This is a genomic window from Bradyrhizobium altum (assembly GCF_020889705.1).
GTDB classification, from domain to species: Bacteria; Pseudomonadota; Alphaproteobacteria; order Rhizobiales; family Xanthobacteraceae; genus Bradyrhizobium; species Bradyrhizobium altum.
In genome coordinates this window covers 1-12,114 of record NZ_JACMYP010000262.1, presented here as the reverse complement: position 1 = coordinate 12,114, position 12,114 = coordinate 1, and the positions used below count along the sequence as shown (strand labels likewise).

The window sequence follows — 12,114 nt, the reverse complement described above, 5'->3', positions numbered from 1 at the left end:
CCGCCGGGCAGGCTCGCGGTGACATTGCCGGGGAGTGACGGCGCTTGCGCCGGAGTCGGCTGAGGGGCGGTCGCGCCCGGCTGGCCGCCGGAGAAATGCTTGACCGCCTTCCAGGCGAGCAACGCCAGGATGGCCATGGTCATCGGCGACATTCCGCTGCCGCCGCCGCTGGAGCTGTCGGATGGTGTGCTTGGCGCGCTTGGACCGCGTGGGCCGTTCTGCATGCCGTTGAGTACGTCGAGTAAACCCATGATCGTCTCCTGCCGCAACCGTGCCCCGAGCCGGAAACATAGCTTCGGGCCATGACGGTTACAAGGCGGGCCCCCCGGCGGCGGCGCGTGGAAATAGGCAGGCAACCCAAGGTCTGCTATCGAGCCCTGATGAACGGACGTTTAGCCAGATGAACGCGGACCGGCCGATCGGCATCGCGGGCGCCGGAAGCATCGGTTGCTTCGTCGGCGGCATGCTGGCCGCGTCCGGCCGCCGCGTCGCGCTGCTGGCGCGGCCGCGGTTGATCCATGAAATCGCAGGCAACGGCTTGCGGGTCAGCAGTTTCGACGGCTCGGAGCGGATGGTATCCGCGGACCGGCTCATTCTGTCCGACGATCCGTCGATCCTGCGCGACGTCCAGACGGTGCTGGTAACAGTGAAGAGCGCCGATACCGCCGAGATCGCCGAATTGATCGCACGCCACGCAGCCGCCGATGCCGCGGTGATCAGCCTGCAGAATGGCGTCGGCAATGTGCCGCTGCTGCGCGACCGCCTGCCGGCCCGCAAGGTGCTTGGCGGCATGGTGCCGTTCAATGTGGTCGCGCTCGGCGACGGCCGCTTCCATCGCTCGACCTCGGGCGACATCGTGATCGCGCAGGATGATGCCGGCACCGCCGCGCGGCTCTCGGTGCCGGGCCTTGCGATGAAGGGCACCGCCAACATCGATGGCGTGCAGTGGGGCAAGCTGATCGTCAATCTCAACAACGCGCTCAATGCGCTGTCCAACATTCCGCTGCGGCAGCAGCTCGCACAGCGCGGCTGGCGACGACTGTTCGCCGACCAGATGGCCGAGGGTTTGGCCGCGATTCGCGCCGAAGGGATTGCGCCGGTGTCGCCGACGCCGCTGCCTTCGGGCTGGATGCCGGCATTGTTGCGGCTGCCGGATGCGCTGTTCGACATGCTGCTCGGCCGCACCATGAAGATCGATCCCGAAGCGCGCTCCTCGATGTGGGAAGATCTGCAGCGTGGCCGGCGTACCGAGATCGACTATCTGCAGGGCGTGATCACCGCGATCGCGGATCGCCGCGGCCTCGCGGCGCCGCTGTCGCGCCGCGTCATCGCGCTGATCCGGAAGGCGGAGGCCGATGGCAAGGGCTCGCCGGGGCTGACGCCGGAACAGGTTCGCGATGGCCGCTGACCATGAGCGCCGACCATCGTCTGGCATAGCGTTCGGATAACCGAGGAGGTGACATCATGAAACGATCCTGCATCATGCTGCTCACGTTTGTTGCACTCGCCGCCGGCCCGGTGCGCGCTGCGCCGCCGACCGTGACACCTTCGCCGGGCTATGATGCGCGGTTGCAGGAGCAGCGCGCGGCGGCGTCGGACCAATCGGTCAGGCCTGCGCGCAAACCGGTCACGCATCGACACCACAAGCGCGGTCGCGCGCACTGATCCATTGCAGAGAAGACCTCAGATGAAGCTGCTGTTCCTCGCGCTCACCTTCGTGCTCGGCATCGCTACGGCTGCAGACGCCGCCGATTATGCCGGTTCGATCAGTGCCTACCGGCGCGCCAACCATATGCCTGCAGTGAAGCTCGACGCGAAGCTGAATGTGATGGCGCTGAAGCAGGCGCAGGCGATGTCGGCGACCGGATCGGTCAGCCACTCCGCGGGTGGCAGCTTCTTCACCCGCATCGCTCCGCTGAAGAAGCAGCGCGCCGCAGAAAATATCGGCGCCGGCTTCATCGCCTTCGCCGAGATGCTGCAGCAGTGGGAGAACTCGGCGGGGCATCGCGAGAATCTCTTGATGCCAGGCGCGAAGCGCGTGGGTGTGGCCTTCGTCGACAATCCGAAGTCGCCGTACCGCCGGTTCTGGGCGATGGTGATTACCGACTGACGTCGGTTCGCTTCGCGAGCTTGGTCGGCGGCGGCGATGCCGGCGTGAACAGTTTCTTCAGGCCGTCCAATCCTTCGGAAAGCCGCGGCCATTCGCAGGAGAACGTGCCCTTCACGCAACTCGCCGCCTGCGGCCGTACCCTAGGAAGAGGGGCAGCAGCAACCCGCGGCTTGACCGGCCTTGCGACCGGGGCCGGGACTTTCGCCGGCTCGCTGTGCACTGGCTCGCTGTGAAGCGACGCCTGTTGAAGCTGCGGCGGCCGCACCTGCTGCTTGTCCTGCCGCTCGAGCTGCTTGGCATTGAACGCCGCGACGATGCTGGAGCGGCGCTCCTTCTCGAGATAGCCGGTATATTCCTGGTCGATCTTCTTCTGCTCGTCCGGCGTCGGATTGGGGCCGGCGATGTCGAAGCTGCGATCCTGCATGAAGTCGTAGTAGGTGTAGCCGCCGCCGGGCTTGCGGCGTCCGGCAAACTTGGCATTGCAGTCGGCGAGTTGCGCGGTCTTGTCTTCCCTGGACTTCGCCTTCTCGGCGAGGTCGGCACAATCCTCGAAATCCTTCGGCGCGCTGCGCCACCATTGCGCGTGCGCGCTCATCGGCGCCAGCGCGAACGCGGCGACCAAAACGCCAACAGCCAACGTCGATGATCGTGACGGCATCACGGACATTGCAAGCAAACCCGAACGACACAGAGTGAGCAGATTGTCGCCATTTTAGTGACGCTTGTCACGTGGAACCGGGCGATTTCCCTGATCATTTAAGTCGCAGATCAGCCGTTTGGCCTGATCGAGTAATCGCTGTACGCAATTGCAATGTTTCAAGAATTCTTGCCGTATCGCCGCACCGTAATTTGGAACAATTCGCCTCGAATCGTTCATTTCATCCGGTGCAGCAATGCGACGAGTTCCGCCTGCCGATGCGTGCCGGTCTTCTGGAAAATCGTCTTGAGCTGATTGCGCGCGGTGGCAAGGGCTATGCCGGCTTCCTGTGCGGCCGCCTCGACCGAATCGCCGCGCGCAAGTCGCGTGGCGAGGCGCGTCTGCGCCGGGGTCAGCTCGAACGCCGCCGCCAGCAGCGCCTGATCGAATGCGGCGTTGCCCTCGAGATCGCGGATCAACAGGATCGCGCGCGCGCCCAGGAACGGTGAGCGTGCGGCCGGAGGCACCGGCTGCATCTGGATCACGATCGGCCGCTTGTCGATCCTGCGCACCACGATCGGCGATGTCGGGAGCGGGTGCAGGTCCGAGCTGTGGGCCAGCAGATCGATTAGCCTGGTCAGATCGGTATTGGCCTGCCGGTCGAGCAGGGTGAGGCGGTTGTTGCGGATCGCAAGTTCATGGCCGAGGCAGGCTTCCGCCTGGCTGTTCATGCCGATGACGGCGCCGAAGCGGCCGACGGCAATCGCCGCGACCTGGATCAGGTCGAGCGCGCTGGTGATGCCCGAGATTGCGGAGCGGCCGACGACGGTGGACAGCGTCGCGGCTTCGGTCAGCCGCGCCGAGATTCTCGAGAGCGCCTTGACCTCGTCGGCATCGAACATGCCTTCCTTCGGTGAGCGCTGGATGCTGAGTGCCCACAATGCCGGGCCGGCGCGGAAGCCGATCCCCGCGAACCACTTCAGCCCGAACTGTCCAAGTGTGGCGTAGAGTGGATCGCGCAGCATCTCGGTTTCGCCGCCGAACAGGTCGGCGTCGGTGATGACGTTGGTGCCGGCGAGCATCAGCGGCACGCCGCGCGCCGCGCGAATGTCGGTGAGATGAAAATTCTGCGGGAAGTAGGTCTTGGTGAAATAGTCGGTGATCGATTGCGTGCGCGGAATGTCCTCGGTGCGGATATCGCTCTGAAGCATCGCAGCCCCGGTCGCGCCGACGGCCGCGCAGACCTCGTCCATGAAGGACGGCCAGGTCGCGGGATCGAGAACCACGTCGCCAAGGCGCGCGGTCACGTCGTCCAGCCTGTGCACGTCGACCAAAGGCTCAGCTCCGCCTGATGCAGTTTTTGTTGTTTCACAGGACGAAACAGGTCGGACCCGTTTGCTCCCGCTACCGTGCATAAGAAAGCCCGGACCGCCAGATATGCAAGTTAAATCAGCGTCACGGCCGAACGCCGGGCCCGCAAACCCTGACGAAACATGATCGAAAATCGGCGAGCGGGCGAGCCCACCGCTACAGCAAGTGCAGATCCCGGCGGCGATCGGCCTCGGTCAATGCCACGCGGCAGAAGCTGGCGGCGATCGCAACGACGTCCTCGACGGCTTGCGGATATTGCTTCGAGACCCAGCGCAGCGCGATCGAGATGACCGCGCCGACCATGCCGATCGAGAGCAGCGTGGCAGCCGCGGCCTTGTCGCTGTGTTTCGGATCGAGCGTCGGCGGCACCAGGATGTCGCTGAAGACGCGCAACGCGTCGAGCTTGACGGCATCGACCGCCGGACTGATGCCGGAAATCTCCAGCAGAAAGACCCGCGCGGGCTTCGGATGCTCCTTCAAACGGGTGAAATACAGCGTCAGCGCGGCGCGCAGCCTCATCTCGGCATCGCCGCCGGCGGCCGCCGCGGCAGCCGTCATCTCCTCGTGGAGGTGGCCTACGACATGGTTGTAGGCGGCGATCAGCAGGGCTTCGCTGTTGGAAAAGGACTCGTAGAAATAGCGTTCGGTGAGCTCGGCCGCCTCGCATATCGCCTTCACGGTGGCGCCGCGATAGCCGACCTCGCCATAGACCTCGATCGCCGCATTGATCAGCTTCAGCCGCCGCTCGGCGCGGCGTTCCTCGGCGTCCATACCGCCATAGAGGCGGGCTTTCCGGCTGCTTGCCATGAAAAGTGTATTGACACGCGCCATTGTCAGATGTCAAGTTATCTGACAATACAGATTGTCAATTCTGCCGCGGGAGGGTCAGGGCATGTCTGCTCATTTCGACGTGTTGATCGTTGGTGCCGGGCTGTCGGGCATCGGTGCCGGCTATCATCTGCAGGCCAACTGCCCGGACCGCAGCTACGCCATTCTCGAAGGCCGCGATTGCATCGGCGGGACCTGGGACCTGTTCCGCTATCCCGGCATCCGCTCCGACTCCGACATGTACACGCTCGGTTATTCGTTCCGGCCCTGGACCGAGCCGAAGGCGATCGCCGATGGCCCGTCGATCCTGAATTATGTGCGCGAGACCGCGCGCATGTACGGCATCGACAAGAACATCCGCTTCAGCCACCGCGTCGTGCGCGCCGACTGGTCGTCGGCCGACTCGCAATGGACGGTCGAAGTCGAGCGCGGGCCGGAGCAGACGATGGAGCGCCTCACCTGCAGCTTCCTGTTCATGTGCAGCGGCTACTACAAATACGAGCACGGCTACACGCCTGACTTCCCCGGCATCGGCGATTTCGCCGGCCGCGTCGTCCATCCGCAGAAGTGGACCGACGACATCGACTATGCCGGCAAGAAGGTGGTGGTGATCGGCAGCGGCGCGACCGCGGTGACGCTGGTGCCGGAAATGGCCAAGACCGCAGCCCATGTCACGATGCTGCAGCGTTCGCCGACCTATGTCGTCGCGCGGCCCGACGAGGACAAGGTCGCCAACTGGCTGCGGGCGCGGCTGCCGGCAAAACTCGCTTACGGCCTCACGCGCTGGAAGAACGTGCTGTTCGGCATGTATTTCTACCGGCTCTGCAAGCGCGATCCGGAGCGCGTGAAGAAGCTGATCCTCGGCGGCGTCCGCCATGCGCTCGGCCCCGACTACGACATCGCCACCCATTTTACGCCGAGCTACAATCCGTGGGACCAGCGGCTTTGCCTGGTGCCGAACGGCGATCTCTTTCAATCGCTGCGTAGCGGCGGATCGTCTGTCGTGACCGACCAGATCGAGACCTTCACGCCCGGCGGCATCAAGCTCAAGAGCGGCAATGTGCTCGACGCCGACGTCGTGGTGACCGCGACCGGCCTCGACCTGCAGGTGCTCGGCGGGCTCGAGATCAAGGTCGACGGCGCGCCGGTCGATCTGTCGAAGACCATGAACTACAAGGGGCTGATGTATTCGGGCGTGCCGAACCTTGCCGCGGCGTTCGGTTACACCAACGCATCCTGGACGCTGAAATGCGACCTGACCTGCGAGTATGTCTGCCGCATGCTTAACCACATGAAGGCGAACGGCTACGCGCAAGTCACGCCGCGGCGGAACGATCCGACCGTGACCGAGCTGCCCTGGGTGGATTTCTCCTCGGGCTATATCCAGCGCGCCGCCGCCAGGTTCCCCAAACAGGGCTCGCGCCGGCCGTGGCGGCTCTACCAGAACTATGCGCTCGATATCATGACGCTGCGTTTCGGCTCGCTGAAGGATGAGGCGATCGAGTTTCTGCCGGCGCGCCGGGCCAGCGCGGCGAATGCTGCCTCCAATCCGGCCCGGCAGGTGGCGTAACGCGCGACCGCCGGCTCAACGCAACTTCGCATGCGCCTGATGTGGCGCGGGCTGGCGATCATTCAGCACCTCTGCTATGGGAGGGCGACGCCCGCATGCTTCGCTGCGGGCGGTGCGGTCCCGTAGCTCAGCCGGATAGAGCGACGGTTTCCTAAACCGTAGGTCGGAAGTTCGAGTCTTCCCGGGATCGCCATTTTTCGCCTGGCTGCGCCCAACGCGCGCCTCCTCCACCCCTCATCGAAGCCTCAGCGGCCCTTGCGCAACGTGCTCCAGCGCGGCCTGCCGGCCGTCTGCCCCCTCAGTTCACCCCAAATTAGGGAAAGCCCGGGACACTGGGGAGGGGGCCACCGGAAAACCGCGCGCATGCGAGCTAGCGTTCCAGAACGGGTTGAGCAGGGCGGCAACGACGCCCTTCGCGATCCGCTGCGTTCGAAGGGCCGGCCGCTTGTTGTCGATGTCGACGAGGTGATGGTTCCGGGAAGCTCCTTCGCGGCGGATATCGCTTCCGAGATCACAAGCCGCTTTCGCGCCGTCACCACGGTGATTGCCACCGCCTTGGGACTGGCAGCACGTATTGCTGATGCATCGGGCTTCGATCCATCCCGCGCACGGTTCGACCACGACGTTGTGACCTTCCTTTTGCAGGTGCTGGGCGAAGGCCGCCCGGTCTATCTCTGTTCGGAAACCGATCCCGAGCCGTTCGTCAGCGCCGTTGCCCAGCATCTCGGCGTCTTCACGGCATGGGCTGCCGCCTCGGGCGGCCGTTCGCCGCCTTCGCGGAGCGACGACCTGCCGCCCGTGCTCCGGCAGGGCTTCGACTACATCGGCAGCGAAGCGGTTGCGCTGCCCGGCTTCGCGTCACGCGTGGCGCGCCCCGGTCGATCCGCGCCGGCTGCACCCGCGCCGGCCGGTGTGCGCAGCTGGCTGAAGCTGCTTCGGGTGCATCAATATGCGAAGAACGCCCTCGTGCTGGTGCCGCTGCTGACCGCGCATAAATTTGCACCGGGGTCGGCGGCGACGTCGCTGCTTGCGGTGATCGCATTCTCGCTCTGTGCGTCGGGTGCCTACATCCTGAACGACATTCTCGACATCAACGCCGACCGCGCCCATCCGGCCAAGCGCAACCGTCCGATCGCAAGCGGCGCCATCGCGGCGCCGCAAGCTGCCGGCGCGATGGCCCTCGCGCTGGTTGCCGCGTTCGCGATCGCATTGTGCATATCGGTCGGGTTCGGCGGCGTCCTGCTCGGCTATTTCGCGCTGACCACCTCCTATTCATTGTGGCTCAAGCGCATCGCGATCGTCGACGTCGTCGTGCTGGCGACGCTTTATACCGTCCGCGTGATCGGCGGCGCGGTCGCGATCAGCGTACCGATGTCGGAATGGCTGCTCGCGTTCTCGCTGTTCATCTTCATGTCGCTGGCGCTGGTGAAGCGCCATATCGAACTCGCGAGCCAGCCGGACGGCGCGGTGCTGGCGGCGCGCGGCTACCGGATCGAGGACAAGTCGATGGTCGCGATCCTCGCCGCCGCGTCGGGCTTCAACGCCGTCGTGATCTTCACGCTCTACATCTCCTCCGATACGGTTCGCGCGCTCTACAGCCATCCGCAGCTGCTCTGGGTCTGCTGTCCGATCCTGATGTACTGGATCGGCCGCGTGATGCTGTTCGCTCAGCGCGGATTGATCGATGATGATCCCGTGATGTTCGCGCTCCGCGATCGCGCCAGCTGGGCCGCCCTTGGCGCGATCGGCATCATCATGCTCGCCGCCATCTAGCGATGCCGACCGTAGCATTGCCAGGACGTGCAAGCGCGATCTCCGATCCAGGCGAGATTCGTCTCGCCGGTTGGGGCAACTATCCCAAGCTGTCGACCGAATTGCTGGCGCCGCAGTCGCCCGCAGGCGCCCGCGATGATCTGCTCCGGTGGTCCGGTGTCATCGCGCGCGGAGCGGGACGCGCCTATGGCGACGCGGCGATCGGCACGCAATCCACGATTTCATCGCGCGGCCTGAACCGGATGCGGCGCTTCGATGCTGCGACCGCCCAGTTGACGGTCGAAGCCGGCGTGACGATCGCCGACATCCTTGCGGCGTTCGAGCCGCGCGGCTTCTTCCTGAAAGTCGTGCCCGGCACGAAATTCGTGACGGTCGGCGGCGCGATCGCAGCCGACGTTCATGGCAAGAACCACCATCGCGACGGCGGCTTCGGCACCATCGTCGATTCATTCCGCCTTGCGCTGCCGGGCGGTGAGATCGTTTCCTGCTCAAGGTCGGAAAACGCCGCGCTGTTCGCAGCGACGCTGGGTGGCATGGGACTGACCGGCATGATCCTCGACGCGACTCTGCGGCTGCTCCCGATCGAGACGGCCTGGCTGCGGCAGGACACGCGCGTCGCCGGCAATCTCGACGCGGCGATCGATCAGTTGGAAGGCAGCGCGTCCTCCACCTATTCGGTGGCCTGGATCGACTGTCTTGCGCGCGGCGCGGCGCTCGGACGGTCGCTGGTCTATCTGGCCGAGCACGCCACGCGCCGCGACATGGATGGGCTGGGGTCCGACCTCGCGCCGTTCCCCAGCCCTCGCACCCAGCGTCTGTCGGTGCCGGAGCTGTTTCCCGGATGGCTGCTCAATCGCGCATCGATGCGCGTGTTCAACGAGCTGTATTTCCGCCGCGGCGCTGCGCATCAGGGCAAACAGCGCCTCGTCCACTGGGATCCGTATTTCTTTCCGCTCGATGCGATCGCCGACTGGAACAGGATCTACGGCCGGCGCGGCTTCGTGCAGTATCAATGCGTGATCCCGCTCGAGCGCGCACGCCGCGTGCTTGCCGACATCCTGGATCGGGTATCCCGGCGCGGCGATGCGTCGTTTCTTGCGGTGCTCAAGCAGCTCGGCGACGGCGGCGGGCCGATGTCGTTTCCGCTTCGCGGCTATACCCTGACGATGGACTTTCCCGTCAGCGACACGCTGTTCGCGTTTCTTGATCAGCTCGACGCGCTGTTGGTCGATGCCGGCGGCCGGCTCTACCTCGCCAAGGACGCGCGGCAATCCCGCGCGACGTTCGAATCCGGATATCCGGGCCTTGCGGCCCTGCGGGACATCCGCCAGCAGACCGGGGCGACCACGCGCCTTGTCTCCCATCTTTCAGCACGGCTTGGAATTTGATGACCGGCACAAAATCAATTCTGGTGATTGGCGGCAGCTCGGATATCGGGCACGCGACGGCGCTGCGTTATGCAAAGGAGGGCTGGCGCGTGACGCTCGCCGCCCGCGATCTCGCAGCCGCACAGCGCAACGCTGACGATATCAGGACGCGAAGCGGTGTCGACACAACGGTTCAGTCGCTCGACGTGCTGCAGACCGGGCAGCTTGCCGGCTTCGTCGCCGGCCTTTCCGTGCTTCCGGACACCGTCGTGTGCGTTGTCGGAGAGCTCGGCGATCAGCTGCGTGCCCAGGCCGATCCCGAGCTTGCGACGACAATCATGCGTACCAATTTCGAGGCGCCCAGCCTGCTGCTCGAACAGTTCGCGCTAGCCTTCGAGGCGCGCGGCTCGGGAACGATCGTCGGGGTCAGTTCGGTCGCCGGCGATCGCGGGCGGGCGTCGAACTACTACTACGGCGCGGCCAAGGCCGGCTTCACGCAATTCCTGTCCGGCCTGCGCAATCGCCTGGCGCTCGCGGGCAAGGTCCGCGTCGTCACCGTCAAGCCCGGATTCGTGCGCACGAAGATGACGGCGCATATGAAGCTGCCGCCGCCGCTGACCGTGCAGCCGGAGCGGGTCGCGGAGGATATCTACCGGGCCGACGTGACGAGGCCGCGGGACGTGATCTATGTGGCCAGGCGGTTTTGGCTGGTGATGACGATCATCTGCGCGCTGCCGGAGGCGATCTTCAAGCGGATGCGCATCTGACGGTCGATCCGCTGACTGCTTCCGTCCCTGAACTGCGCAGCAGCACAATTCCGACAATGAGCGCGATCAGCGGAACGATCGCGAAGCCGCCGATCGAGAGCGTGCCGAGCGCCTGTTCGCCGTTGTGGGAGGACGCCATCTGCGTCGCTTGCAGGTAGCCAAACGCTCCGATCGGGATCGGCAAGGCGTAGACGATGCCTCGTTCCCACTCTCGCGCGCTCGCCAGAAGCGCCGGCAACAGCAGCGCCAGGCCGACGCTGAAGATCAGAAAGTCGTAGTCGTAGGCGTAAGGGCTGATGCAGACCGACACGATCGCGACGAGGCCGAGGCGCTCGCGCGCAGGTATCGCCCGGAAGGCGGCGATGAGAACGACGGCAAGCGCCAGGACCGCGACGGCGCCCTGGGCGACAAACGCTGCCGACGCGGACATCCCTGCCGTTCGCAACGCGGCATAGATCGAGATCATGCGATGCATCGGGTAGTTTCCATGCTCCAGGAATACCGACGAATCGCGCACGCTCTGCAGGAACGCGCTCCAGATCTCCACGCCGAAAACCGCCGTGCAGATCACTGAGCTGATCAGCACGACGGCGGCCGCCGTCATCGCGACGAGCCAGGACCGCCGCAAGATGGCGTAGACCGCGAACGCGATGGCGAGATGCGGCTTGATGATCATCAGACCGAGGGCAGCCCCGGCGAGGACCGGCCGCTCTTCAAAGAACAGGCAGACCATTCCGATCAGCGCGGCCGTCAGCAGGCCGTTCTGTCCGCAGGCCAGTGTGATCCCGATGGTCGGAAAGAAGACGATGAGCACGAGCACAAAGTTCTCGCCTGCGAGGCGGCCCAGCACGGCAAGGTAAAGCGTCAGCGTCGAGGCGGCGAACAGCAAATAGGCAATCCCGACCGGGATCAGCGCGAACGGCGCCAGCAGCAGGCTGAACTGCGGCGGATAGGTCCACGACATGAAGCCATCGTGCCCGCCCGATGCCTCCCTCTGGATGACGATGAGCTTCGCGAACTGGTAGGCCTGATCCACGGTGCCCAGCCACACCAGCTTTGCGGCGATGTAGAAGGCGGCAAAATCGACGAGCTCGCGGCCATGCCCGAGCCCCACTTGGGCGAGCCAAACCGCCTTGAAGACGATGGCGATGGCCAGAAGCGCGAGGATTCCGCGGATGTAGGCGGTCCGCTTCGACGTGGTCGACCGAATTGCTTCGAGGGTAGTTGCGAACATCAAGCCGGGCCCTGTTTCGGCCGTTCAGGCTAGGTCGAATAGGTTAAGCAGTCGAAAAATCGGGTGGGAGAGCGTGGTTCGGCGCCTGTCGCCTGACAGCCGCCGGGCATCACATCGGCGCGCGGGCGTTGCCGGAACCGGCCGGTATCTCGGTGCTCGGCTGCGACTTTCGCTGGAGCTCCGTCGGCGGCAGTGATAACGGCTGGGAAAACCATCTCATGACGGGCCGCATGCCGAAACCTCCGCCTCCTTCCCATCGTGGGCCCAGCCCACCCCCGGCCCTGCAACGCGCCATGGTCGCGTTGCAGATGGGGCAAGTCGTCGAAGCCGAGCGGCTGGCGGCGGAGGTGTTGAAGGCAAACCGGACCGACGTCGGCGCGGCCTCGATCCTGGCACGGGCGCTGATGGCCCAGAGGCGCAACGAGGAGGCGATCGCGCCGCTCGAGCGCGCCACGCG

Annotated in this window: 12 protein-coding genes, 1 tRNA gene and 1 pseudogene; 9 read left to right on the top strand and 5 right to left on the bottom strand. The window is 65.3% G+C overall.

From position 1 onward, the window contains the following. A pseudogene (locus H8B02_RS38750) lies at positions 1–251 on the bottom strand (YidB family protein); the annotation flags it as partial. 149 nt (positions 252–400) lie between these two features. On the opposite strand from H8B02_RS38750, the gene H8B02_RS38745 reads away from it, so the two are divergent. Genes H8B02_RS38745 through H8B02_RS38735 form a run of 3 tightly spaced genes read left to right on the top strand, consistent with a single transcriptional unit; the run spans position 401 to position 2,110 of the window. Then, the gene (locus tag H8B02_RS38745; protein ID WP_229171000.1) at positions 401–1,408 is read left to right on the top strand and encodes a 2-dehydropantoate 2-reductase; all 1,008 of its coding nucleotides are present in this window, start codon (positions 401–403) and stop codon (positions 1,406–1,408) included. A 56-nt stretch (positions 1,409–1,464) separates the two neighbouring features. Beyond that, the gene (locus tag H8B02_RS38740) at positions 1,465–1,665 is read left to right on the top strand and encodes a hypothetical protein (protein WP_229170999.1); all 201 of its coding nucleotides are present in this window, start codon (positions 1,465–1,467) and stop codon (positions 1,663–1,665) included. Positions 1,666–1,687: 22 nt separating this feature from the next. Further along, complete coding sequence (locus H8B02_RS38735) at positions 1,688–2,110, top strand: CAP domain-containing protein (RefSeq protein WP_229170998.1); 423 nt, start codon at positions 1,688–1,690, stop codon at positions 2,108–2,110. Here H8B02_RS38735 and H8B02_RS38730 read toward each other — a convergent pair. The 3 genes from H8B02_RS38730 to H8B02_RS38720 all read right to left on the bottom strand — a co-directional run bounded on the left by H8B02_RS38730 (position 2,100) and on the right by H8B02_RS38720 (position 4,949). After that, positions 2,100–2,768, bottom strand: coding sequence for a hypothetical protein (locus H8B02_RS38730; RefSeq protein WP_229170997.1), 669 nt, complete (start codon positions 2,766–2,768; stop codon positions 2,100–2,102). The genes H8B02_RS38735 and H8B02_RS38730 overlap by 11 nt on opposite strands. A gap of 215 nt (positions 2,769–2,983) precedes the next feature. Next, a complete protein-coding gene (locus H8B02_RS38725; protein ID WP_229170996.1) occupies positions 2,984–4,081 on the bottom strand; it encodes a helix-turn-helix transcriptional regulator in 1,098 nt (365 codons plus the stop codon). Positions 4,082–4,274: 193 nt separating this feature from the next. Further along, positions 4,275–4,949 carry a TetR/AcrR family transcriptional regulator gene (locus H8B02_RS38720; protein WP_229170995.1) on the bottom strand — a complete coding sequence of 225 codons (675 nt, stop codon included), beginning with the start codon at positions 4,947–4,949 and terminating at the stop codon, positions 4,275–4,277. 61 nt (positions 4,950–5,010) lie between these two features. Here H8B02_RS38720 and H8B02_RS38715 point away from each other — a divergent pair, with 61 nt between their 5' ends. From H8B02_RS38715 to H8B02_RS38695, 5 genes are all read left to right on the top strand, one after another. Next, the gene (locus H8B02_RS38715) at positions 5,011–6,516 is read left to right on the top strand and encodes a flavin-containing monooxygenase (RefSeq protein ID WP_229170994.1); all 1,506 of its coding nucleotides are present in this window, start codon (positions 5,011–5,013) and stop codon (positions 6,514–6,516) included. Positions 6,517–6,632: 116 nt separating this feature from the next. Further along, positions 6,633–6,709 (top strand) — tRNA-Arg (locus H8B02_RS38710). Positions 6,710–6,879: 170 nt separating this feature from the next. Then, positions 6,880–8,289 (top strand): UbiA family prenyltransferase, encoded by a 1,410-nt coding sequence (locus H8B02_RS38705; RefSeq protein WP_229170993.1) that lies wholly within the window; start codon positions 6,880–6,882, stop codon positions 8,287–8,289. Positions 8,290–8,291: 2 nt separating this feature from the next. Beyond that, entirely contained in the window at positions 8,292–9,677 is a 1,386-nt protein-coding gene (locus H8B02_RS38700) for an FAD-binding oxidoreductase (protein ID WP_229170992.1), read from the top strand. Beyond that, the gene (locus tag H8B02_RS38695) at positions 9,677–10,423 is read left to right on the top strand and encodes an SDR family oxidoreductase (protein WP_229170991.1); all 747 of its coding nucleotides are present in this window, start codon (positions 9,677–9,679) and stop codon (positions 10,421–10,423) included. Before H8B02_RS38700 ends, H8B02_RS38695 begins: the two co-directional genes overlap by 1 nt. Here H8B02_RS38695 and H8B02_RS38690 read toward each other — a convergent pair. Continuing rightward, positions 10,404–11,657: a glycosyltransferase family 87 protein gene (locus H8B02_RS38690; RefSeq protein WP_229170990.1), complete on the bottom strand. Its 1,254-nt coding sequence runs from the start codon at positions 11,655–11,657 to the stop codon at positions 10,404–10,406. The two genes, H8B02_RS38695 and H8B02_RS38690, sit on opposite strands and share 20 nt — an antisense overlap. Positions 11,658–11,875: 218 nt before the next feature. On the opposite strand from H8B02_RS38690, the gene H8B02_RS49170 reads away from it, so the two are divergent. After that, a partial coding sequence (locus H8B02_RS49170; RefSeq protein WP_376711766.1) for a tetratricopeptide repeat protein occupies positions 11,876–12,114 on the top strand: 239 nt, incomplete at its 3' end.

Coding starts and splice junctions, on each gene's coding strand:
- H8B02_RS38745 (WP_229171000.1), top strand. CDS start 401: ATGAACGCGGACCGGCCGATCGGCATCGCGGGCGCCGGAAGCATCGGT.
- H8B02_RS38740 (WP_229170999.1), top strand. CDS start 1,465: ATGAAACGATCCTGCATCATGCTGCTCACGTTTGTTGCACTCGCCGCC.
- H8B02_RS38735 (WP_229170998.1), top strand. CDS start 1,688: ATGAAGCTGCTGTTCCTCGCGCTCACCTTCGTGCTCGGCATCGCTACG.
- H8B02_RS38730 (WP_229170997.1), bottom strand. CDS start 2,768: ATGCCGTCACGATCATCGACGTTGGCTGTTGGCGTTTTGGTCGCCGCG.
- H8B02_RS38720 (WP_229170995.1), bottom strand. CDS start 4,949: ATGGCGCGTGTCAATACACTTTTCATGGCAAGCAGCCGGAAAGCCCGC.
- H8B02_RS38715 (WP_229170994.1), top strand. CDS start 5,011: ATGTCTGCTCATTTCGACGTGTTGATCGTTGGTGCCGGGCTGTCGGGC.
- H8B02_RS38705 (WP_229170993.1), top strand. CDS start 6,880: ATGCGAGCTAGCGTTCCAGAACGGGTTGAGCAGGGCGGCAACGACGCC.
- H8B02_RS38700 (WP_229170992.1), top strand. CDS start 8,292: ATGCCGACCGTAGCATTGCCAGGACGTGCAAGCGCGATCTCCGATCCA.
- H8B02_RS38695 (WP_229170991.1), top strand. CDS start 9,677: ATGACCGGCACAAAATCAATTCTGGTGATTGGCGGCAGCTCGGATATC.
- H8B02_RS38690 (WP_229170990.1), bottom strand. CDS start 11,657: ATGTTCGCAACTACCCTCGAAGCAATTCGGTCGACCACGTCGAAGCGG.